The organism is Corynebacterium flavescens, from assembly GCF_008693105.1.
Lineage (GTDB): Bacteria > Actinomycetota > Actinomycetes > Mycobacteriales > Mycobacteriaceae > Corynebacterium > Corynebacterium flavescens.
Map to the genome: position 1 here is coordinate 77336 of NZ_VXKK01000039.1, position 22035 is coordinate 99370.

General features: G+C 61.3%; 25 protein-coding genes and 1 tRNA gene. 17 read left to right on the plus strand and 9 right to left on the minus strand.

The genetic code is table 11. The annotated features are described in order from the left end of the window. Positions 1-174 precede the first annotated feature (174 nt). The 7 genes from F4V60_RS10035 to F4V60_RS10065 are packed head-to-tail and all read left to right on the plus strand — an operon-like array spanning position 175 to position 4890. Positions 175-1029 carry an ABC transporter ATP-binding protein gene (locus tag F4V60_RS10035; RefSeq protein WP_075730453.1) on the plus strand — a complete coding sequence of 285 codons (855 nt, stop codon included), beginning with the start codon at positions 175-177 and terminating at the stop codon, positions 1027-1029. Beyond that, positions 1026-1679 carry an ABC transporter permease gene (locus tag F4V60_RS10040; RefSeq protein ID WP_075730454.1) on the plus strand — a complete coding sequence of 218 codons (654 nt, stop codon included), beginning with the start codon at positions 1026-1028 and terminating at the stop codon, positions 1677-1679. The genes F4V60_RS10035 and F4V60_RS10040 overlap by 4 nt, the downstream gene beginning before the upstream one ends. After that, on the plus strand, positions 1676-2362 hold the full coding sequence (locus F4V60_RS10045; protein ID WP_075730455.1) for an ABC transporter permease: 687 nt from the start codon (positions 1676-1678) through the stop codon (positions 2360-2362). Before F4V60_RS10040 ends, F4V60_RS10045 begins: the two co-directional genes overlap by 4 nt. Before the next feature lie 15 nt (positions 2363-2377). Then, the gene (locus F4V60_RS10050) at positions 2378-3295 is read left to right on the plus strand and encodes an ABC transporter substrate-binding protein (protein ID WP_075730456.1); all 918 of its coding nucleotides are present in this window, start codon (positions 2378-2380) and stop codon (positions 3293-3295) included. 34 nt (positions 3296-3329) lie between these two features. Next, positions 3330-4139 carry a glutamate racemase gene (locus F4V60_RS10055; protein ID WP_075730457.1) on the plus strand — a complete coding sequence of 270 codons (810 nt, stop codon included), beginning with the start codon at positions 3330-3332 and terminating at the stop codon, positions 4137-4139. A gap of 5 nt (positions 4140-4144) precedes the next feature. Next, the gene (locus F4V60_RS10060) at positions 4145-4534 is read left to right on the plus strand and encodes a hypothetical protein (RefSeq protein WP_075730458.1); all 390 of its coding nucleotides are present in this window, start codon (positions 4145-4147) and stop codon (positions 4532-4534) included. Further along, positions 4534-4890 (plus strand): iron chaperone, encoded by a 357-nt coding sequence (locus F4V60_RS10065; protein WP_075730459.1) that lies wholly within the window; start codon positions 4534-4536, stop codon positions 4888-4890. The genes F4V60_RS10060 and F4V60_RS10065 overlap by 1 nt, the downstream gene beginning before the upstream one ends. 53 nt (positions 4891-4943) lie before the next feature. On the opposite strand, the gene F4V60_RS10070 is transcribed toward F4V60_RS10065, so the two are convergent. Beyond that, positions 4944-5747 carry a LysR family transcriptional regulator gene (locus F4V60_RS10070; RefSeq protein WP_075730460.1) on the minus strand — a complete coding sequence of 268 codons (804 nt, stop codon included), beginning with the start codon at positions 5745-5747 and terminating at the stop codon, positions 4944-4946. A gap of 171 nt (positions 5748-5918) precedes the next feature. Here F4V60_RS10070 and F4V60_RS10075 point away from each other — a divergent pair, with 171 nt between their 5' ends. Next, a complete protein-coding gene (locus F4V60_RS10075; protein ID WP_075730461.1) occupies positions 5919-6962 on the plus strand; it encodes a YeiH family protein in 1044 nt (347 codons plus the stop codon). Here the strand turns inward: F4V60_RS10075 and F4V60_RS10080 are convergent. Then, positions 6951-7508, minus strand: coding sequence for an alpha/beta fold hydrolase (locus F4V60_RS10080; protein ID WP_075730462.1), 558 nt, complete (start codon positions 7506-7508; stop codon positions 6951-6953). The two genes, F4V60_RS10075 and F4V60_RS10080, sit on opposite strands and share 12 nt — an antisense overlap. Before the next feature lie 329 nt (positions 7509-7837). Here F4V60_RS10080 and F4V60_RS13005 point away from each other — a divergent pair, with 329 nt between their 5' ends. Then, entirely contained in the window at positions 7838-8218 is a 381-nt protein-coding gene (locus F4V60_RS13005) for an NUDIX hydrolase (protein ID WP_366246744.1), read from the plus strand. 187 nt (positions 8219-8405) lie between these two features. Here the strand turns inward: F4V60_RS13005 and F4V60_RS10090 are convergent. From F4V60_RS10090 to pgm, 4 genes are all read right to left on the minus strand, one after another. Further along, positions 8406-8481, minus strand: a tRNA-Ala gene (locus tag F4V60_RS10090). A 76-nt stretch (positions 8482-8557) separates the two neighbouring features. Further along, on the minus strand, positions 8558-9307 hold the full coding sequence (locus F4V60_RS10095; RefSeq protein WP_075730464.1) for a DsbA family protein: 750 nt from the start codon (positions 9305-9307) through the stop codon (positions 8558-8560). A 101-nt stretch (positions 9308-9408) separates the two neighbouring features. After that, positions 9409-9873, minus strand: a complete 465-nt coding sequence (locus F4V60_RS10100) for a MauE/DoxX family redox-associated membrane protein (RefSeq protein ID WP_075730465.1) — start codon at positions 9871-9873, stop codon at positions 9409-9411. A gap of 10 nt (positions 9874-9883) precedes the next feature. Next, positions 9884-11506 carry a phosphoglucomutase (alpha-D-glucose-1,6-bisphosphate-dependent) gene (pgm, locus tag F4V60_RS10105; protein ID WP_075730466.1) on the minus strand — a complete coding sequence of 541 codons (1623 nt, stop codon included), beginning with the start codon at positions 11504-11506 and terminating at the stop codon, positions 9884-9886. A gap of 190 nt (positions 11507-11696) precedes the next feature. Here pgm and F4V60_RS10110 point away from each other — a divergent pair, with 190 nt between their 5' ends. Both F4V60_RS10110 and F4V60_RS10115 read left to right on the plus strand, forming a co-directional pair. After that, positions 11697-11999 carry a fluoride efflux transporter family protein gene (locus F4V60_RS10110; protein WP_075730467.1) on the plus strand — a complete coding sequence of 101 codons (303 nt, stop codon included), beginning with the start codon at positions 11697-11699 and terminating at the stop codon, positions 11997-11999. Next, positions 11996-12352: a fluoride efflux transporter FluC gene (locus tag F4V60_RS10115; protein WP_075730468.1), complete on the plus strand. Its 357-nt coding sequence runs from the start codon at positions 11996-11998 to the stop codon at positions 12350-12352. The genes F4V60_RS10110 and F4V60_RS10115 overlap by 4 nt, the downstream gene beginning before the upstream one ends. Here the strand turns inward: F4V60_RS10115 and F4V60_RS10120 are convergent. Then, positions 12349-14853 carry an ABC transporter permease gene (locus tag F4V60_RS10120; RefSeq protein WP_075730469.1) on the minus strand — a complete coding sequence of 835 codons (2505 nt, stop codon included), beginning with the start codon at positions 14851-14853 and terminating at the stop codon, positions 12349-12351. The two genes, F4V60_RS10115 and F4V60_RS10120, sit on opposite strands and share 4 nt — an antisense overlap. Then, the gene (locus tag F4V60_RS10125) at positions 14853-15581 is read right to left on the minus strand and encodes an ABC transporter ATP-binding protein (RefSeq protein ID WP_075730470.1); all 729 of its coding nucleotides are present in this window, start codon (positions 15579-15581) and stop codon (positions 14853-14855) included. The genes F4V60_RS10120 and F4V60_RS10125 overlap by 1 nt, the downstream gene beginning before the upstream one ends. Before the next feature lie 184 nt (positions 15582-15765). Between F4V60_RS10125 and F4V60_RS10130 the strand changes: the two genes are divergently transcribed. Genes F4V60_RS10130 through F4V60_RS10155 form a run of 6 tightly spaced genes read left to right on the plus strand, consistent with a single transcriptional unit; the run spans position 15766 to position 20919 of the window. After that, complete coding sequence (locus tag F4V60_RS10130) at positions 15766-16803, plus strand: polyprenyl synthetase family protein (protein WP_075730471.1); 1038 nt, start codon at positions 15766-15768, stop codon at positions 16801-16803. Beyond that, positions 16796-17725, plus strand: coding sequence for a phytoene/squalene synthase family protein (locus F4V60_RS10135; protein ID WP_075730472.1), 930 nt, complete (start codon positions 16796-16798; stop codon positions 17723-17725). Before F4V60_RS10130 ends, F4V60_RS10135 begins: the two co-directional genes overlap by 8 nt. A 15-nt stretch (positions 17726-17740) precedes the next feature. After that, complete coding sequence (gene crtI / locus F4V60_RS10140) at positions 17741-19405, plus strand: phytoene desaturase family protein (RefSeq protein WP_084559199.1); 1665 nt, start codon at positions 17741-17743, stop codon at positions 19403-19405. Between the two features lie 4 nt (positions 19406-19409). Then, complete coding sequence (locus F4V60_RS10145; protein WP_075730474.1) at positions 19410-19739, plus strand: lycopene cyclase domain-containing protein; 330 nt, start codon at positions 19410-19412, stop codon at positions 19737-19739. Continuing rightward, positions 19736-20023 (plus strand): lycopene cyclase domain-containing protein, encoded by a 288-nt coding sequence (locus tag F4V60_RS10150; protein ID WP_075730475.1) that lies wholly within the window; start codon positions 19736-19738, stop codon positions 20021-20023. The genes F4V60_RS10145 and F4V60_RS10150 overlap by 4 nt, the downstream gene beginning before the upstream one ends. Next, complete coding sequence (locus F4V60_RS10155) at positions 20020-20919, plus strand: prenyltransferase (RefSeq protein ID WP_075730476.1); 900 nt, start codon at positions 20020-20022, stop codon at positions 20917-20919. Before F4V60_RS10150 ends, F4V60_RS10155 begins: the two co-directional genes overlap by 4 nt. A 14-nt stretch (positions 20920-20933) precedes the next feature. Here F4V60_RS10155 and F4V60_RS10160 read toward each other — a convergent pair whose 3' ends face one another. Beyond that, positions 20934-21743 carry a glycosyltransferase family 2 protein gene (locus tag F4V60_RS10160; protein ID WP_075730477.1) on the minus strand — a complete coding sequence of 270 codons (810 nt, stop codon included), beginning with the start codon at positions 21741-21743 and terminating at the stop codon, positions 20934-20936. Positions 21744-22035 lie beyond the last annotated feature (292 nt).

Consider the following 22035-nt stretch of genomic DNA (forward strand, 5'->3'; position numbering starts at 1 on the left):
GTGCACGGGCGATGAATACAACCCTATTGCTTTAATTGTTCAACCGCGCCACTGAATCTGTGCTCGCCCAAGGACAATTCTAGACTACGGTGGAGAACTTAGCGCGGGGCAGATATCCCGCCGCCACCTTAAGTAGCGGGTCCGCACTCCCGCAGCGTTGGATAAGGAGTATCCATGATTGAATTCTTGGACGTCAGCAAGGAGTACCCCGGCGAGGCTGTGGCGGTGCGTGATTTTTCCCTCCAGATTCCCGCACACCAGACCACAGTTTTTGTCGGATCTTCCGGCTGCGGAAAGACCACGCTGCTGCGAATGATTAACCGCATGGTGGAGCCCAGTAGCGGGCAGGTCACCATTGATGGGGAGAACATCCGCGAGAAAGACCCCGTGCGCCTGCGCCGTGGCATCGGCTACGTGCTGCAAAACGCCGGGCTCTTGCCGCATCTGCGGGTCATCGACAATGTGGCGTGCGTGCTGCGGCTGGGCGGCGTCGCCAAGCACGAGGCCCGGCAGCGCGGTGAGGAGATGATGGCGGCCGTGGGCCTTGACCCCGCCCTTGCGGGGCGTTATCCGGGGCAGCTCTCCGGCGGGCAGCAGCAGCGCGTGGGCGTGGCCAGGGCCTTGGCAGCGGACCCAAATATCTTGTTGATGGATGAGCCCTTCGGCGCGGTCGATCCCATCGTCCGTAGCGAATTGCAGGATGAGGTGGCGCGTCTCCAGCGTGATCTGCGCAAGACCATCGTCTTTGTCACCCACGACATCGACGAGGCTTTTCGCCTCGGCGACCAAATTGTCATCCTGCAGGCCGAAGGCCAGATTGCCCAGGTCGGCTCCCCCGCGCAGATTCTGGCCTCCCCCGCCAGTGATTTTGTGGCTGACTTCGTAGGCCTCAAGCGTGGTTCGCGCGCGCTTTATTCCCGCGAGACCGAGAAGGGCACCGTGCTTGTCGACGGCGCTGGGCGCCCTCAAGGCCGCCTCATCAAGGCCGCAGAAGCGGATGCGGCTAGGGAGACCGGGGTGGGCGAGTGAATTGGCTCAGTGAGAACTACCCGCTGGTGTTCAGTCTTTCGGTGGAGCACCTGCGCCAATGCCTCGTGCCAATTCTCCTCGGGCTGCTTATTTCCGTGCCCATCGGCTGGGTGGCATTCCGCTACGCGCGCACCCGTTCGGCACTGTTGGCCTTGACGGGGATTCTCTATGTCATCCCCTCCCTGGCACTCTTCGCGCTGCTCCCGCCGCTTTTGGGCATCAGCTTTCTTTCGGAGACCAATCTGAGCATTGCGCTGACCATCTATGCCGTGGCCACGATGACGCAATTCGCCGCCGACGCCTTCGGCTCGGTGTCCCCGCAGACGCGCTCTGCCGCCACGGCGGTGGGCTACAGCGGTTGGGGCAGGTTCTGGAAGGTGGAGCTACCCTTGGCGGGCCCGGTGATTTTGGCCGGGCTGCGGGTGACGGCGATGTCCACGGTGTCGCTGGCCACCGTGGGTGTGCTCATCGGCGTGAGCAACCTGGGGTACCTCTTCACCAACGGCTATCAACGCCAGATCACCGCCGAGATTCTCAGCGGCGTCCTCGCCGTTGCCCTCATCGCGGTGGTGCTTGATCGCTTCCTGCTCCTGGCCGGACGCGCACTCATGCCGTGGCAAGTCGACCAGCGGAAGGCGGCACGCGCATGAATCTCTTTTCCGAGGCTTTAGCCTGGATCTTTTCCCCCGAACGCACTACTGGCGCGCTACCGCTGGGCCAGGCCATTGCCACTCACCTGGGGTTTAGCTTCGCCGCGCTGCTCATTGCCGCGCTTATTGCTATTCCCACTGGCTGGTTCATCGGTCACACCGGACTAGGGCGCGACCTCGTCATCGCGCTTACGGGCGCCAGCCGCGCTATCCCCTCCTTTGGTCTACTCCTGCTCCTCGTAGTTCTGTTGGGCGTAACGCACAAGGAGGCGGCCACCGTCACGGCGCTAGTGCTGCTGGCGCTCGCCCCGATCCTCGCCGGTGCCTACTCAGGTATCGAGGGCGTTCCCGCCGCCACGAGGGACGCCGCCTCCGCCATCGGAATGAGTCAGTGGCAGGTGCTCTTTCGCGTCGAAGTCCCGCTCTCCCTGCCCATCCTCTTAGGCGCCATACGCTCCGCGTTGCTGCAGGTGGTTGCCACCGTCACCATCGCCGGATACATCAGCAATTGGGGGCTGGGCTTCTACATCATCCAAGGCATCCAGCTGCGAGATTATGCGCAGATCCTCGGGGCCTCGCTCCTCATCGTCGTCCTAGCCCTAGCCCTCGACTTCATCTTCGCCGGGCTGAACAAAGGTCTGAGCAGGTTTTTCGACCCGCTTGGAGCTTCGACCTCCACTTAGAAAGGCAACATCCCCATGCGTCTCAATTCACTTCGCTCCCGCACTGCAATCGTCGCCGCGCTTGGCGCCCTCGCCCTAAGCCTGACTGCCTGTGGCACCTCCTCAGATCCTCTCGCCACGGACGAAGGCGCCTCCGGCCAAGACCCCGACACCATCGTCGTGGGCTCTCAGGCCTACTACTCCAACGAGATCCTCGCCGAGATCTACGCCCAGGCGCTGGAGGCTGACGGCCACAAGGTGGAGCGCAAGCTCAACATTGGCCAACGTGATGCCTACATGCCTGCCTTGGAAAGCGGCGAGGTTGAGGTCTTCCCCGAGTACACGGGCAACCTCCTGCAGTACCTCGACCCGCAGACGCAGGCCAAGTCACCCGAGGAAGTGACCGCGGCGCTGCAGGGAGCGTTGCCGGATTCGCTGCGCGCGCTAGACCCGGCGCAGGCAACGGATCAGGATTCCTATAACGTCACTGCGGATTTCGCCGCCGAGCATGGACTCTCCTCCCTCGAGGATCTTGCAGGTCTCGACGTTCCAATCACCTTGGGTGGGCCCGCCGAGCTGGAGAAACGCCCCTATGGCCCCATAGGGCTCAAGGACGTCTACGGCGTGGACAGCACTTTCGAGGCCACGGGCGATACCACCGTTCCGGATCTGGTGGCAGGCACGGTCAACGTGGCCAATGTCTTCAGCGCCGATCCGCGCATCAGCACCGATAACCTCGTCACTCTAAAGGATCCGAAGAACCTCTTCCTCGCTTCCCAGGTGGTGCCGTTGGTCTCATCCTCGGTCTCCGAGGAGGTCGCGCCCGTGCTCAACGCCGTCAGCGCCCAGTTAAGCGCCGAAGACCTCGTGGCACTCAACGTGCAATCCACCGTGGACCAGCGCTCCAGCGCCGACATCGCCCGGCAGTGGCTGCAGGCGCATAATCTGGCCTAAACCGCTACCTGCTCACCGGAAGAAGATACCCCTTATGACATATATCCCGGCTCTCGCCCACCCGGTGGCAGTGTTCGACGCGGGGCTGGGCAGCTTCGACCTAGTGCGCCGGCTGCGCGCGGCCTATCCCACGCAGGACATCATCTATTTAGCTGATCGCGCCAGTTTCCCCTACGGCGCCAAGTCCGTGCCAGACCTCCTGCATTCGGTCGCTCGCGCATGCCAGTCCCTCGTGGTGCACGGCGCTAGCGCCATCGTGCTGGCCTCCAACGCGCCCAGCGTCACCGTACTCGACGAGCTACGGCCCCGCTTCGGCATTCCCATCTTTGGTATCACTCCCCCGATTCGCGCGGGCTTAGACCTGCTTGGCGAAGACTCCTTTCTCGCCATCGCCGGCGCCCGCGTCATGGTGGAAAGCACTGCCCTGCGTGCGCTCATCTCAGCCGAGGCCGGGCCCGACGCTGCCCGAGTAGTCTCGGTGGCCGCAGAAGAGCTCATCGGACTCGTCGAGTCTGGCGCCTTCTTAGATAAGGCGAGAATCCGCCATCCACTCGAGGACTTCCTGCACGCCTTGCGCACCCAGTATCCCAACCTTGCCGGCATGACCCTCTCCAGCACGCACCTTCCTTGGTTGGCCCCGGCCCTGCAGGAACTCGCCCCAGACCTCCGGCTTTTTGACCCAGCCGATGACGTTGTCGCTGACTTCGCCCCCTTTGTCATCCCCGGCTCGGGCCGGCTGCTCACCCTGGTCACTGAGTCCCCGGCGCACCCATTATCGGAGTTCAACGCCATGACCAAACAACTGGGCCTCAACCTTAATCCCCAACTTATCGAAATCCCCTGATACCCATGGACATCAACCTTCCTACCGATTGCGGCAATGCGCCGCGCATCGGCATCGTCTCCGAATTCGCCGTGAGCTGGGCTCAGGGCAATGCCGCGATGGTGCGCGCTGGGCTCGTCGAAGGCGCCGCTCTATCCGTGGCAGGCAGCAAGCACGCGGGCGCGTCCTCGGTGGAGGAATTCCTGCAGCTGCCCTTTTCTCCTGAGAGTATGGAGCTCTACTCCGTCATCACCCACGGGCGGCTCGCCTCCTGCGATGGAGTCCTGCGCGCCGGTGACAAGCGCCTTGATTTCAACCTCGTGTTCCGCTTTGCCAGCACTTCCAAGACCGCCAAGATAGCGCAGCTGCGCCTGTACTGTATTGAATCATCTCCCCCGGAAAGGAAGGCGCGTTGATGTCAACGGTCGATAGCTACCTAGAAAAGTTCCCTGAGGCCCACGCGGCACGTCTGAGCGAACTGCGGGCTTTGATTAGGGAGGAACTGCCCAAGGCCCAAGAAGAAATCAAGTGGAGCTCCCCCGCCTACTCAACAGAGACTATTTTGGTGACCTTTGCGGGATTCAAGAAGCACTTCAACGTCTACTTCACGCCCAGCACCATGCAGGCCTGCGCGGAACTGCTGGCCGAGTATAAGACCGGCAAAAGCGCCCTCAGCTTGGACTATGACAAGCCCCTGCCCCGCGCGCTGCTCACTAAGCTCCTCGCCTTCCGCCGCGCGGAGTATGAGCGCGATGACATCGGTTGGATGTAAGCCTTTTTCAGGCTTTCCCCTTGCTCTCCTGCATTTTTTCAGCCTTAGTCTCCTCAAACCCGCGGCAGGGAACCTTCAAACAGGGGCCGAACGTGCCGGGGAAGGCGCTTGCCGGCCCAGATGACAGTCAGCGGGCGCTGGATCGATAGACCGGTTACCTGGACCCTACACAGCCGGCCAGCCTCAATATCTTGTGCAACCGCCAAGGAGCTCAAAGGACCAGGGGCTAGCCCGCTGATAATCGCGCTCCTTACCCCAAGCGTGGTTTCCAGCACCGCCGCCGGTTCTGCGCTGCGCGGATAGCCTGCATCAGCCAGAGCGTGCTCAAAAGCCTCGCGGGTTCCGCTGCCCAGCTCCCGCAGCACCAACGGGGTCCGCGCCAGCTCCTGAAGGGCCACTCCCCTCTTCTGTGCCCAGGGATGTTTCCTCGCCACCACGACCTCGATGACCTTGCTGCTATTCTCTGCCTTGAGCTGGATGACGGGCCCTGCCCCACCCACCTTCTCGCGCCATTGCGCTATCCATTGCGGCATGAGGTGCTCCGCAATAGTCAGGCTGGCTTCCACCCGTACCTTGCTTCCTGAGTCATTGCGCAGGTTGACCGCCGAGGCATGAAAGCTCTCCGCAGCGGCGAGAACTGGACGCGCCCAGCCAATGACGAGCTCCCCCGCTGCGGTAGGCAGAGAGCCCCTCGCCGAGCGCTGCAGCAAACGCACCCCCATCTCCTTCTCGAGCCGCCGAATCCGCAGCGACACCGCCTGCTGGCTCAGCCCCAACGAAGCGCTCGCCGCCGAGATGCTGTGCTCCTGGCCTACCAGGGTGAGCGCGCGCAGTGCCGCCAGATCCAGATCCTGCATGCTCCTCTCCTGTCTTTGTTTATTACTACTTCTACTGCTTGTGCTGCTTCTTGTTCTTCTGCTTCCTGACTTCAGCACTCCACCGCGGTGCGCCCAGCCACAAGCTTTACTTGTAGCCTACGCGGCTCCCCGTACTTCCCCTCCCCCGACATCGACGCGCAAGCTAGATGCATGAGTTCTCTCCGCCTCGTCGACAAGCAACGCGCACTACTACCTGGAGTTGCTGTGTCCTTCGCCGCCGCCGCAGTATCCTACGAAGCCTCCCGCCTTATCCCCGGAGTCAGCGCGCTGCTCATTGCGATAATCCTCGGCATTCTTCTCACCAACGTCACAACGCTGCCGCAGTCTCTAGCCCCCGGGATCGACTTCGCGGCCAAGAAGCTCCTGCGCCTGGGCATCGTCTTCCTCGGGCTCCAGCTGGTGCTTTCCGACATCCTGGCCCTCGGCGCGCCAACGCTGCTCGTGGTGGTCTGCATCGTCACCGGCGGCATCGCCAGCACCCTCTTGCTTGGCCGGCTTCTTCGTGTCAGGTCCCAGCTCAGCCTGCTTATCGCCTGCGGCTTCTCTATCTGCGGCGCCGCCGCCGTGGCCGGAGTCGCCGGGGTCACAGATCCGGAGGATAAGAAGGAGGAAGACACCGTGACCGCCGTCGCTCTCGTGGTCATCTTCGGCACGCTGATGATTCCGCTTATCTCGCTTCTCTCCACCGCCTTCGGCCTAGATCCAGAAACCGCCGGCAAGTGGGCCGGAGGTTCCATTCACGAGATCGCCCAGGTGGTAGCCGTGGGCGGCATCATCGGTGGAAGCGCCCTGAGCACCGCCGTAGTCATCAAACTGGCCCGCGTCTTGCTCCTTGCTCCGGTGGCATTGATCTTGAGCATTCATCAGCGCCAACAACAACGTACCGCCGCAAAATCAGCCGATCCCGCTAGCAACAAACCGGAAGCCAAACTCCCTCCGCTTGTGCCGCCCTTCATCATCGGCTTTCTCGCCCTTGTGGCTCTGCGCTCTCTCCTCCCCGTGCCCGAATTCGTGCTTGACCTAGGCCAGTTTGCCCAAACCTGGCTCTTAGCAGCAGCAATGTTTGGCTTGGGCTGCGGAGTCAAGATCCGCAGCCTCATCACGGTCGGCCTACGGCCCTTCATTCTGGCAGCGCAAGCTACGCTCGTGGTCGCCACCATAAGCTTTATCGGAATGACAACGCTAGCGGCCTAGAGACTTTCTTAACAAGAAGTCGTTGAGAACGGAGGAAAATAGCTCTGGTGTCTGGGTGTTAGCTAGGTGCCCGGCGCCGTCGATAATGCGCAACTCGGAATCGCGGCTACCGCTCGCAAGTGCCCGAGGCGCTGGAATACTTGCCCAGTCCTTAGAACCGCAGATCACCAGCGTGGGAGCTGCAATCAACGCGAGCTTACTCGAGAAATCGGTATGAGAAACTGCATCCACGACCGCGATGAGCTGGGACTTGCTGACGCCTGCCGACGAGATCATCCTCGCCGGCAGCAGACGCATAAACGCCCTTTGGATCTTCATCAGCACCCTAGGTGGTTTCACTTGTCCGGCCGCCACTGTGAGCGTAATCGTTCGCTCGGGATGCTCGACCGCGATCTCGAACGCAAGCATCGCTCCCAGCGAAAGGCCGCAAAAATGCGCGGCCCCAATCTCAAGCCGGTCGAGGTCTGCAAGGATGCCTTCAGCGGCTTCGGCAAGCGCGAAATCCTCGGCACCCAAATTACCTTTCACGAGGCCCGGTGCGTCCATGCATCAGTAGTGTCTCCGAGCCCGTGGATGAAAACAACTACCTGTTCCATTCCCATGCTTTCATTCCTCACCCATCTATTGGCCAACGCTGCTGCTCAATGTAAGCAGCTCCTATTCCCGACGAGGATACCCACGCGCAGTACGACTCTGCCTCGCTCTCTGCCGCGGCGACTGGACGCACTCATCTACATCCAGAATCCGCCCGCATCCAAGCTAGAGTTATCAGCGTGGCCGGGTACCAAGGAGAGGATCGCCGTGAAGCGTTTAACGCCCCTGCGTGATGGTGAGAATATGCGCACCCACTCAAACGGCCAAGACTGGGTTGTGTCCTGGCATCACAGCACCGAGAAACCCACGGGGCCGCCGGCGTTTGCCTGACCCACCCCGGAGAGTTGGTTCTCATCAGCCACGAAGGCGATCACTGGGGTTTACCTGCGGGTCGCCCCGAGGGAAACGAACAACCCGAAGAGACCTTGGTGCGGGAAATACTGGAAGAGGCCTGCGCCCTAGTCACCGGTTACCGGTTGCTCGGATTCTCCCGCAGCCTCTGCATCGAGGGTCACGAGCGGGGCTTAGTACTAGTGCGATCGTACTGGCGAGCGGAAGTCATGGTGCAACCATACGAGCCCCGCTTCGAGGTCCGGCATCGCCGACTGATTCCAGCTGATCCCGGATCCACGTTCCCACTCCCGAGAATCCTAGCCATCTAGGCTGTCATATAGCCCAGTGCGAGCACCAAAAGGCCTACCACCCCCAGGTTCACGGTAAATAGGGTGCTCCCGATTGGGCCCCTCAGGGCGTGAACACGGCGTAGATGCCGAGTAGGAACCACGCAACCCCCACGGATCGCAAAAGTCTCGAGCACCGTTTTAGGAACGATGTCTCGAGACTTCATAATGGTGGAGCTAAGGGGATTCGAACCCCTGACCCCCACACTGCCAGTGTGGTGCGCTACCAGCTGCGCCATAGCCCCATTAAGCTCGCTACATTCTTTCGTTTGCAACGGGCTTAACTATATATGGTTCCATTTTGTAGAAACAAATCGCGTGCTAGAACACGGTTTGGGAGGTGACGATGGAGACCCAATCCTCGATGGACTGGCTGTCATCGGCGGGCACGTCCTTGCCGTCTTCGATGATGCGGGGTGAAGAAACCTTGCCGGTGGTCTTTTCCAAGAGGTCGTAGTTGGCCTTGGCCAGCTTATTTCCGTTCTTGATGTCGACGTCCTTAATGTTCTTCACGGTATCCGCGTCCGCGCCGAGCTCCTTGGCGGCGTTGCCGAAGTCCTCAAAGGACCACTGGTTCGCAACGTCCTGCTGGTGCTCAAGCAGGTAAGAACGCAGGTTCCAGTAGACCTTCGCATCCCCAGACTCCGCGACCTGCTCCATGACGGCGGCCGCCTTGGTGGAGTGGCCGGAATTGTTCTCAATGTCCTTGCCGTCCAAGAAGTTCAGCGTGCGAACGTTGACCACGAGTTTGCCTGCCTCGATGGCATCCTTCATCTGACCGTCGGTGGCGATGGCCAGCTCGCCGCAGTGCGGGCAGGAGAAGTCCTCGTAGAGGTCAACTTCGGCGGCATCTGCTGCAGCGTTGGCGGACTTCAAGGTGACGGCATTATCCGCGAACACCATGTCCATTGCGACATCCCGCTGCTCGTACTCTGCCAGTGCGGAGGTCTTGGCGCCGCGGCCATTCCACACGATGTAGCCGATCACGATTGCGATGATGACCAGAAGGACGCCCACAGCCCAGATGAATCCGTTGCTGTTTTTGGCGTTAGGGTCGGTTACTTTGCTCATTGTCTTCCTAAGCTTCTATGCACCGGAGGGCTAACAAGCAGTGCTGCCCGCGGCGCAAAATGAGTATCTATTCTGACTAATTAAGCCTACAGGTTTCCGTTTTAGGGATGCAGGGCAAACTTGGCGAAAGGACGCTTGATAGTCCACACCATCAGCACAATGTAAAACGTGTCACGTGCCAAGGTTGTCATGTAATTCATGACTTGCGCGTTCTCGTTGGGGTCCACGCTAAAGCAGCCACAATCGATGCCCAGTCCGCGCGCCCAGGCCTGCCCGATGCCCACCATGAACAGGCCCAAGACAATGGTGCCGATGACCGCAGACTGACGCAAGAAGATCCCCAATAGGAGAAGCACGCCGCCGATGAGTTCCAGAGGGCCGATGAGAAAAGCCAGGTAGTTGGACCATTCTGGCGTGAAAATCTCATAGGCCTTGATGGACTGGGTCACCGACATGTGCTCACCTATCTTGGCGGCGCCGGCCTTGATCCAGATATAGGCCATGTAGAAGCGCGCTATGGCACTGATGATGTCAAGGACGAGCTTCTTATCAATCTTTTTAGTCACGCAAAATAGTTTAACCCTCAACTTTGAGGGCGTGGGAAACGAGATCGCGTGCTTCCTGCTGAACCTGCTTCAGATGTTGCTCACCTAGGAAAGATTCTGCATAAATCTTGTACTTCTCCTCCGTGCCCGAAGGACGAGCGGCGAACCAGGAGTTCTCCGTCATAACCTTCAGCCCGCCCAGTGGCGCGCCGTTGCCGGGCGCATTGGTCAAGGTGGCGGTAATGGGCTCGCCAGCCAGCTCGGTCGCGGTGACCTGCTCGGGGGAAAGCTCTTTTAGGATTGCCTTCTGCTCGCGGGTGGCGGGGGCGTCGGTACGCGCATAGGCCGGATTGCCAAACTCGGCGGTCAGGCCGGTGTAGAGCTGCGAGGGCGTCTTGCCGGTGACTGCGGTTATCTCCGCCGCGAGCAGGTCCATGATGAGGCCATCCTTGTCAGTGGTCCACACCCCGCCTTCTCGGCGCAGGAAGGAGGCGCCGGCGGATTCTTCGCCGCCGAATCCCAAAGTGCCGTCACTAAGCCCGGGCACAAACCACTTGAAGCCAACGGGAACCTCGACCAAGGTCCGCCCGAGCTTGGCGACGACGCGATCGACCATCGAGGAGGACACCAACGTCTTGCCTACGCCTGCATTTCCCCACTGCGGGCGGTGGCTAAAGAGGTACTCAATGGCAACGGCCAAGTAGTGGTTGGGGTTCATCAGCCCAGCATCCGGGGTGACAATGCCGTGGCGGTCAGAGTCAGCATCATTGCCGGTGGCGAGATCGTATTTATCGCGGTTAGCAATGAGCGAAGCCATGGCGTCCGGCGAGGAGCAGTCCATGCGGATCTTGCCATCGGTATCGAGCGTCATAAACCGGAAGGTGGAATCGACCAGTGGATTGACCACGGTCATATCCAGCCCATAATGATCGGCGATGGCCGCCCAGTAATCCACGGAAGCACCGCCCATCGGGTCAGCGCCGATCTTTAGGCCAGAGGTGGCGATCGCATCCATGTCCACCACGGACTTCAGGTCTTCCACGTAGGACTCGAGGAAGTTATGCCGCAGGCAGCGCTCATCGAGCACGCCGGTGACGCTCACACGTTGCACTCCAGCCAGCCCAGCGCGCAGATACTCATTAGCGCGCTCGGCAATCCAATCGGTGGCGGAAGTATCGGCGGGCCCGCCAGTTGGCGGGTTGTACTTGAAGCCGCCGTCACGCGGCGGGTTATGGGAGGGCGTGACCACGATTCCGTCGGTGCCGGGGTGGGTCAAAATGGCGTGGGAGACGGTCGGAGTGGGCGTATAGCGTCCGCGATCATCGACGAGGACCTCTATCCCATTAGCCAGCAAGACCTCGAGCGCGGAGACCATGGCCGGCTCAGAAAGGGCGTGCGTATCGCGGCCGATGAACAACGCACCGGTGATGTCCTGCCCGCGGCGATAATCCACAATGGCCTGGGTGATGGCGAGAATATGCTGCTCGTTGAAGGCAGAATCAAAAGCAGATCCGCGGTGGCCAGAGGTGCCAAAGGCCACGCGTTGCTCGGGCACATCGACATCAGGGATGCGGGTGTAATAGGCCGTGACGAGAGCGGCGATGTCAACGAGATCCTGGGGTTGTGCTGGCGTACTAGCGCGGGGATCGGACATGTGGAATCATTCTCCTTAAATCAAGCGCAACGAGGCCACTGCGAGTCGAGCACGCTCCGCCGCGAGTAGAAGTTATTCTTCCTCCCCTAGCTTGCCCGCAAATGCGGGTCTTCGCAGCAGGTGCAAGCCCCTGCACGGGGGTAGAGCGTTAAAAGGTCCAATCCTGCTTCCTTCCGAGTAGCCTGAAGCCATGCCTCAAGCCCTCATCGTCGGTTGCGGCGCCGCACTCGGTGCCCTCGCCCGTTTTGCTGTCTCCTGGGCCCTAGCCGGCGGAATGCTTCCGCTACTGCTCATCAATGTCCTTGGCAGCGCGGCGATGGGCTACTGGAAGCCCGGCCCCTTCTGGGGAACGGGATTTTTGGGCGGGTTTACCAGTTTCGCCACTTTCGCTTTCCTCACCGGGGAGGCCTCGGCCGCAGCGGCCGCGGGCTATGTCGCCGCCACCGTCATTGGCTGCGTCGGCGCATATTTGCTGGGAGACAAGCTGCGATGACGCTTTCTGCACTCCTTTATGTGGCGCTGGGCGCCTTCGCAGGCGGCGTGCTGCGCTATGGCTTCACCCGGATTCTGCCCTCCCCCATATGTACTTTTGCTGCCAACCTCGTCGGCTCCCTCGCCATCGGCCTAGCCTATGGGGCACTGAGCCTGGGCGCGGGCGAGGAGATCATCTCCCCCCTCTGCATCGTTGGTTTTGCCGGCGGCTTATCAACGTGGTCGACTTTTGCCAAGGAGCTGGGTGAGATGGTCAAAGAAAAGAGGTACTGGGCCTTCATCCAGTACCTCTTTTGGTCCCTCGGGCTCGGCATAGCCGTGGCCTGGTTGGGCGCGACGTGGATTGCCTTTTAGGCGGCAATCGCCTCCAGCGGTGGCGTCTTGGCCGCACGGTGGGAGGGCCAGAGGGCTGCAACGATGCCAACGAGGCCAGAGCCCAGCAGCATGATGACGATAAGGTCCCAGGGCACGGTGACGGTGTCGAGGCCGACGCCTCCCAAGATGTCGATAAACGCCCAGCCCAGACCCAAGCCAATGATGACGCCGGAAAGGGCGCCGAAGATGGCTATTCCGACTGCCTCCAGGGTGATCATGGTGCGGATCTGGCGGCGCTGCGTACCCACGGCACGCAGCATGCCAATCTCTTGGCGCCGCTCGATGACACCGAGCGTCAACGTATTGACGATGCCCAGGATCGCGATGATGACCGCCAGTGCAAGAAGGCCATAGAGAATGGCAAGCATCTGGTTGATCATGGCCGCGGCCTCACCGGCGAAGTCCTCGCTGGACATCACTTGGACCACGACGAGGTCCTTGACGGAATTCTCGAGGTTCTCGCGCAGATCATCTCCGGTGCCGTTGACGCCCACCATGTAGACGGTTTGGATGCCGGCAGGGATCTGAGGGCTGGCGATGACCATGTTCTCCACTATCCGGTTGGGCGCAAAGATGCCCTTGAGCTCAATCTCGCCCACCGGCTGGCCGTCGACCGCGAGTGGATAGGATTGGCCCACCTTCCAGCCATGGGCGGCGGCGAAGTCGGTGGTGGCGAGGAAGCCCTCGTCAAAGTCGGCGCTTCCCTCCGCCATGTCGAAGGAGATCATGCTGCTCGGGTTGTTGTCGACCACGTAGGACTTCTGCAGCTCAGGGCCGTAATCCATCGACGATGCCCCGTCCACGGTGGCTGAGGCTATGGAGAGCTGCAGCACCTCGGTGACACCGGGCGTATCCGCTGCTACCTGCGCAGTTTGCGCCGGCGTGGGAAAGTTACCGCTGGTAGGGCCGCTAAGAATATAGTCAGCGGTGATATTGGACTCCAGGGTATCGGCCACGGAGGACTTCATGGTCGCCCCGAGCATGCCAATGGCAGTCACCAACGCCACACCCAAGGTCAGCGCGAAGGCGGTGGTTGCCGTGCGCCGCGGGTTGCGGCGGGAGTTGGTCGAGGCAAGCTTGCCGACGGCGCCAAAAGGCGCACCAATAACCCGCCCCAGGCCAGGAACGATACCCAGGGACAGGGCCGGGGAGGCCAGGAAGAAGCCAACGATGACGGCCAAGGCACCCACTCCCACCAGGCTGGCAAGCCGCCCAGTGGAGCCGTCCATCAAGGTGCAGGCAACGGCAAGACCCGCGCCCACGGCAAGCAAGAGAACGCCAATAATGGTGCGCACCTTCAGCGGGGAACCCGCAGCCTGTTCCGTGGTGCGCATGGCCTCGACGGGCTTGACCGCACCCGCCCGGCGCGCCGGCGCCCAGGCGGAGATGACGGTGACCACGGTGCCGAGGACGATGGGCACGACGACCGCGGAGGTCGACAGCCCCAGCGAGGAGCCCATGGGCATGCCCTGCCCGTTGAGCACTGCCTTGATGATGGCGACCAGACCGATGCCGGCTACGACACCGACTGCTGAGCCGATAACGCCGATGATTGCGGCCTCGAATACGACAGAACGCGTGATCTGCCCACGTGAGGCGCCCAGCGCGCGCAGCAACGCGAACTCCTTGGTGCGCTGGGCCACGATCATGGAGAAAGTATTGGCAATAATGAAAGTGCCCACGAGCAGGGCGATGAGGCCGAATGCAATGAGGAAGTAGTTAACAAACTTCAAGGCGGAACTGATGGCATCGGAGATTTGTTTCGCCACCTTCTCCCCCGATTCGGCGCTCAGGGTTGGGTAGGTGACATTGATGTGATCCACCAATTCCTCGGGGCTCACCCCTTCCGCGGCGGAGACCACCAGCTGCTCCGGGTTGCCGTATAACTCGATGAAGGCCGGGGCATCCATCTCCAGCAGCAACGCCTCACCCTGCTCGACGGAGGGCTTGAAGAGTCCGCTCACGGTGACGCTCTCGCGATGATCGGGGTGGACAACGATGATCTCATCGCCGACGTTGATGCCGAATTTCTCCGCAGCGGAGTCATTGACAATGACCTCCCCCGTGCCCTGCGGGGCAGCGCCCTCAACTATCTCGGCGGGCTTGCCCACCATCTCCTCTGCTGGGTAATAGGGATTGAGTGAGGCCGAGCCTCCCCTCGTCTGGAAAGCCTCTGCGTCCTTATTGGCCACGACTACGGTCTGGGTAGATTCCGCGTTGACGTTCGCTATCTCGGAATCCTGCGCCAGCTGGGTGCGAATCTCCTCGTTGAGGCTATCTCCGTTGACCGCCGCATCGACATCGCTGAAAGCATTGGATACCGCAGCATCAAAGGTCGAGGAAAGCGAGTTGGTGAACATGAAGGAACCGGCGATGAAAGAGGTTCCCAGCACCACAGCGAGAAGTGTGAGGGCTAGGCGCAGTTTATGTGCCATGATATTGCGCAAGGAAACTTTGCGCATGGTGTTATTGGCTGCCATTAGCTCTCAATCTCCGCCATCACCTTGTGGATGGCTTCCATAGTTGGATTGTGCAGCTCATTGACCAACTTGCCATCCGCGAGGAATACCACGCGGTCGGCGTAGCTGGCCGCCTTGGCGTCGTGGGTGACAATAACGACGGTCTGGTTATCGCGGTCGACGGCGTTGCGCAGGATAGCGAGCACCTCGGCGGAGGAATTGGAATCCAGGTTTCCTGTGGGCTCATCGCCGAAGATGATCTCCGGACGCGAGACCAAAGCGCGAGCACACGCCACGCGCTGCTGCTGGCCACCCGAGAGCTCAGCGGGACGGTGCGTGAGACGATCCGCCAGGCCAAGGCGCTCAGTGACCTCCGTGTACCACTGCTTGTCCAGCTTCTTGCCGGCGATATCAGTGGGTAGGGTGATGTTTTCTGCCGCCGTAAGCGTGGGAACGAGGTTGAAGGATTGGAAGATAAACCCCAGGCGGTCGCGGCGCAAGGCCGTGATTTGCTTGTCCCCCAGCTGCGACATGTCCGTGTCCCCGATGAAGGCCGAGCCACTCGTGGCCGAGTCGAGGCCCGCCATAGTGTGCATCAGGGTGGACTTGCCCGAACCCGAAGGGCCCATGATGGCGGTGAAGTGGTTCTTGGCAAACTCGACGTTGATGTGATCCAAAGCAGTCACGGCGGTATCGCCCTGGCCGTATTGTTTGAACAGTTCGACGGCGCGGGCCGCGGCTGCAGTCATGGGGAGATCTCCTCAGAAGTAGTGATGTGCTCTTCTACCTTACTTGCCAGCGCGACACGCCTCGCACCGGCGGATCAATCAGTGACATTTGTCAACACCAGGGGGCCACACGAACCCTGTGGCCGATGGACTACACTCGGTGCGAATTAGTCTATCCGCAATTTCTAGAGGAAGACACGCCCCCATGGACAAGCCCGAAGCAACAGCATTCCGTTTGGGTGAAAGCGCACGCACAGTAAAGCCCGCAGATTCTCCCGAAGGTTTTCTCAATAACTGCACCCAAGAATCAGTCACCTACTTGGAGGGATTTCTCCACGATCAGCTCGCCGCTCACCGCTGCGCCACGCAGCACCTCGACGTCCACCTGCTCGAATACTTGCACGACACCCTCACTGCGCTGGCGACTGGGGGCAAACACGTTCGCTGCCGCCTTGTCCATCTCGCGGCAGGGCAGCCGGCGACCCGCGCTGCCTGTGTTTTCGGCGCCTGCGTAGATCTCCTCCATTCGGCTTTCCTTATCCACGATGACATCATCGATGAGGATCTGCTACGTCGCGGGGAGCCTACGGTCCATGCTCTTGCCATCGAGGCGCTGCGCGAGCGGGGAGCCTCGCGCCCCGGGATTGACGGCACGAGCCTCGGACTGCTCATCGGAGACCTCGCGATGTCTTATGTCTATCAAATCCTCGCGGAGGCGGACCTCTCCCCTAACCTGCTCCGGCAGGCCGTGGGAATGTTTGGCACCATCAGCGCGCAGACCATCATCGGCGAGCTTTTCGACGTCGAACACAACGCCCTCCACGAGACCCACATCGCGCATATCGCCCGCAGTAACCACCTCAAGACAAGCTGGTACAGCTTCGTCTTGCCGTTGTGCCTAGGAGCAGCGGCCGCTGGCCGCGATCCGGAGGCTTTTTCCAGCATCGGCATTCATCTGGGAAAGGCCTACCAGGCAGGAGACGATCTCCTCGGGGCCAGCACCACCGGGCTCTCCGGCAAGGCCGCCAGCGATGTCGAGGCGGGGCGCGCAACCCTGCTCACCGCCCAGCTTGCTCGCGGCTTAAGTGTCGAGGAGGCCACCGCAAATGTACTTAGCGCCGTGCGCGGCGAGCTGACCATAGCCCGCAAGGAAATTGACGCCGCCCCCATCCCGAGCGACGTGCGCAGCGGCTTGCGCGGGGTGGCGGATGACATCGAGAAGATGGTGGTGGGCCTTGTTTAAGAACGCAAGAGACAAGGAAGCCTCAGCTGCGGATGCGGGCTACCTCGCGCGCTACGACGCCGCCTCCCTCGCGGCCACGTCACGCATCATCGCCCGCTACTCCTCCAGTTTTTCTCTGGCCACCCGGCTGCTCGGCGGGCAAGTGCGCCAGGATATTCGCAGCCTCTACGCCGTGGTCCGCATCGCCGATGAGATAGTTGACGGCACAGCAGGTGCCGCCGGTCTGAAGCGATCCCAGGTTGCCGAATACCTCGATTCTTATGAACAGGCGGTCCTCGCCGCACCACGTCTGCGCTTCCACGCCAATCCCGTCCTCCACGCCTATGCCATTTCGGCCCGGCGCTGCGGCTTCCGCGACGAGCACATGCGCGCTTTCTTCTCTTCCATGCGCCGCGATCTCACGCAGGACACCTACGCCGAGGATGACTTCGCCGCCTATGTCTACGGCTCCGCCGAGGTCATCGGTCTGCTTTGCCTCGATGCTTTTCTAGCGGGCAAAAAGCTGCGGCCCGGGCGCCGGGCTTTCCTAGAGGATGGCGCGCAAAGACTCGGAGCAGCCTTCCAAAAGATCAACTTTCTACGGGACTTGGCCGAGGACCGCGAGATCCTCGGCCGCAGCTATTTTCCGGGCCTGGCCACACAGGAATTAGATGAGGAGAACAAAGAGGCTCTCATCGCCGATATCCGTTCTGACCTGGTCGTCGCACGCGCCGCTACCGGCTACCTGCCGCTGCGCGCCCGTGTCGGAGTCAACCTCGCCACCGAGCTCTTTAGTGAACTCGCCGAGCGTCTAGCAGAAGTGCCGGCGGCTGAAATCTCCCTCCGCCGCGTGCGCGTGCCCGCAGCACATAAAGCCTTGCTCATTGCCCCGGCTCTCTTTCATTCTTTTTTCCCCGGCTTCTCACCCCAACCCCAGAAATAGGTCGCTGATTACACCATGGCTTTATTGAACAACCGGCTCACCCGTCTGCTTTCCTCACGCACCCATCCTTCTAGTAGATCCGATTCCTCTAGGCAGCCGGAATCCGTCGTGGTCATCGGTGCCGGGGTGGCCGGGCTAGCCACAGCCGCCCTGCTGGCGCGCGATGGCAAACGGGTAACGGTCGTCGACAAGCAACCAGAGGTAGGGGGACGCGCCGGAACCTACAGCGAGGGCGGCTTCCGTTGGGACACGGGCCCGTCCTGGTACCTCATGCCGGAGGCCTTCGACCACTTCTTCGAGCTCTGCGGAACCACCACCGACCAAGAAGTCGAGCTGGTAGACCTTAGCCCGGCTTATCGCGTCTACAGCGATAATGGTAGTGCCGTTGACGTCGAAACCGGCATCGATGAGGTAGCGACGCTCTTCGAAAGCCTCGAGGAGGGCGGCGGGGCCCGCGTGCGCGAGTATCTCAACCGCGCCACGGATGCATATAACCTGGCGCTGGCGCGCTTTTTATACACCACTTTCTCCGACCCGCGGGAGCTGGCCGGTGCTGCGGTTCGCCGCCGCCTGGGCACCCTGGCACAACTGCTGACCCGTAGCCTCGATAGCTACGTCTCCTCGCAGTTTCGCTCCCGCCTCGCGCGTCAGATTCTCTCCTACCCCGCGGTTTTCCTCTCGAGCCAGCCGCGGCACACCCCCGCGCTCTACTCACTGATGAGCCACACCGATCTCGTCGAGGGCGTGCGCTACCCGCGCGGTGGTTTCGCTGCGGTAGTCGAGGCCATCGCCCGCCAGGCCCGCGACGCCGGCGTCGACTTCCTCCTAGGCCAGGAAGTCACCGCGATCCTCACAGCGGGCGGCGACCGGGAGCCCACCCGCGCCACCGGGGTGCAGGTCCTTGGCCCGCAAGGCCCGCAGACGCTGCTTGCCGATGCCGTGGTCTCCGCAGCCGACCTCCACCACACCGAAACCGAATTGCTTCCCCCCGAGCTACGCTCCTACCCCGAGGAATATTTCGCGCGACGCGATCCCGGCCTTGGCACGGTGTTACTCTTGCTCGGCGTGCGCGGTGAGCTGCCCCAGCTCGCACACCATACGCTGCTCTTTTCTCAGGATTGGGACCCGGATTTCCGCGCCGTCTACTCCGGGCCGGAGCCCACCCGCCCGCTCAAGGCCTCGCGCTCCATTTACGTATCGAAGACCTCTGCGAGCGATGCCGCAGTTTCCCCCGCGGGCCACGAGAACCTCTTCGTGCTGGTTCCCACCCCGGCCGAGCCGGGACTGGGCCACGGGGATGCCTATCGCGCGGAGCAGTCGCCGCAGGTGAAGGCCATCGCTGATGCCGCCATCGCCCAGATTGCCGCCTGGGCCGATATCCCGGACCTGCCCGAGCGAATCGTCGTGTGTAAGACCTTAGGCCCGGCCGATTTTGCCGAGCGTTACCACGCCTGGAGCGGCGGCTCGATTGGCCCCGCCCATACGCTGGGCCAATCCGCGTTCCTACGCGGAAGCAACCGCTCCGCCCGCGTGGACAACCTCTACTATGCCGGCGCCACCACCGTGCCGGGAGTCGGCGTGCCCATGTGTCTGATCTCCGCAGAAAATGTGCTCAAGCGCATGCACGGTGACACCACGACTGCTCCTCTCGAGCCTTCCGCGCTACACGGTAGGAGCTAGACCTATGGCGGCGGTTTATCTCCTCATCCTCGGCTTTTCTCTGCTCGGCATGTTCCTGTGCGATCACCGCTGGCGGCTGACCTTCTTCCACGACGCGCGCCGCGCTTGGCTGCTGTGCATTGCCTGCACCGTCCTCTTCCTCGTGTGGGATGCACTCGGCATCGCCACCGGCACCTTCTTCCGCGGCGGTTCACCGTACATGACAGGCATCGAACTCGCCCCCGAGCTCCCCGTCGAGGAGCCGATCTTCCTTTTCTTCTTGTCCTATCTCACCCTCAACCTCATCAGTGCTTTTCGACGTCTCTTCTCCTCCCGGCAGGAGTCCCCCCAATGACTTATCTCCTCATCAGCGCGCCCTTCCTGGCGCTCGCCCTTGTGATATGGGTTCTTTATTCTCGCCGCCTGCCCCACGCCGTGGCAACGACTGCGGCGGTAGGCGCCGTTCTCCTCGTCCTCACAGCGGTTTTTGACAACCTCATGATTCTCGCCGGGCTTGTCGGTTACGGCTCACAGCAGCAGCTCGGTATCCGGGTGGGCCTAGTTCCCGTCGAGGACTTCTTTTACACCATCTTTGTGGTGCTCATTCTATGCGCGCTATGGAAAGGTACCCGCTCATGAATCAGGAACGCACTCCCTCCCTGAGCGCGATTGCGCGCACGGTTTTTGTCTCCTCGCGCCCGATAAGCTGGATCAACACAGCCTTCCCCTTCGGCGTGGGCTACCTCATCAGCGGGGGCTCAATCGATCTGCGTTTAATCCTGGGCTTCCTCTTCTTCCTCATTCCCTATAACGTCGCGATGTACGGCATTAATGATGTCTACGATTATGAATCCGACATCCGCAACCCCCGCAAGGGCGGCGTCGAGGGCGCGGTATTAGGCCGGGAATTCCACCGCCCCATCCTCTGGGCCGCGGCAGTGAGCGTTATTCCCTTGAGCCTTGTACTGCTCGCCATGGGCACGCTCGCCTCTGGGCTCTGGCTGGTCTTTTCGCTCTTCCTTGTCCTTGCCTATTCCTTCAAGGGCCTGCGTTTCAAGGAGAAGCCCTTCCTGGATTCCTTGACTTCCAGCGGGCACTTTGTGACCCCCGCCCTCGTGGGCGCCGCCATGGCACCGACCGCGCCTGGTATCTCCTTCTACGCGGCCTGCATTGCTTTCTTCCTATGGGGTGCAGCCAGCCACGCCCTCGGCGCGGTCCAAGACGTCAAGGCTGACAACGAGGCCGGCATCTCCTCCATTGCCACCGCCTGTGGCGCGCGCCTGACAGCGCGTTTGGCGACATTCTTCTACCTCGCCGCCAGCCTCATCGTTCTCACGCTCCCCTTTCCTGCTCTTATCCCGGGAATCCTCTCCTTGGGATACGTCATCAACGCCGCTCGCTGGTGGAATATCACCGACGAGAACTGCGAGGACGCTAATAAGAGCTGGCGCGTATTCCTGTGGCTGAACTACGTCACTGGTGCCGCCGTGACAATCAGCCTTGTTGCCGCTGGTGTGTTCAACCACCTTCTCTAATGCGATGAGCAACCCTAGCGACGAGCCTGCAGACGCTGCCACAGACGTTGTTGCGGGGATTGCTTCCGCCAATTGCTGAAGATGGTATAAAAGCCGCGATAAAAGCGCCTAGCCATCTGCCTTATCCCGCGTAACGCCCGCGGGTCCATCTCGACGCCAATCTCATCGCGTACAGCGACCGTCTCATCAGGGCGGACGGCAAAAGACAAATGCAAGTCCTCGTGTACAACAGGATCGCTATAGTCGACTCCGTCTCTCACCGACAGCCACCAACTACGCCTGATACTGCAGTTAGTCCCAAAGATGGGCGCGTGCCCCAACGCTGCCCCCGCTGTCAGGCTATAGGCCCCTAGATAAACACGCGATAGCAATCCCGCCCACGGGCTTGGGAGCTCAAATCGCGCTGCGCCGGTCATCGCTACAACCTTGCGGCCACTGCCACGCCCGCCCTGAGCCTGCGAACTCTCCGCAGCCAATACCTCCCGCCAGGCCTCCATACTTTTTGCCACATAGTCACTCCGAAGCACAGTATCGGCGTCTGTGCGCAGGAAAATGTCTCCTCTCGCGGCATTGAAACCGGTGTGCACCGCCCAGGTGATCCCCCTGCGAGGTTCCTCCACCACCCGCGCCCCGAACTCCTTGGCCGCGCTTTCGCTATCATCAGTGGATTCATTATCGACCACGAGAACCTCAGCCGGCGCGACTGTCTGCTTTTGAACGCTACGCAAACAACGCCTCAACAAAACGGCATCATTATAGCAAGGAATGACGATACTGCACGTGAGCGGCGCCGCCGAGGCACCCACCGCGAATTCATGGCTCATGTTTGGCCAGCCTACGGCATACCCGGCCCCTAACACGGACGCTTACCGGTTGCTGTTCCACTTTTGAGGCGCTGGTGCCAGCTTTTCCTTGTTTGTTTTGGTGTGTGTTGTGGGTGTGGGGTTGTGTTGGCGGTAAATAGTGGCGGTTTAAGGGGGGTAGCTTCTAGTCGTGAATGCATCACTCCTAGTAGAGGGAGTGAGTTGTGGGTGTTTCTGTCAAGTTTAGGAAGTTTGGGCGGCAGGCTTTAGACCGGCTTGGTCGTGGTGAGCCGGCTAGTCGTATTGCGGCGGA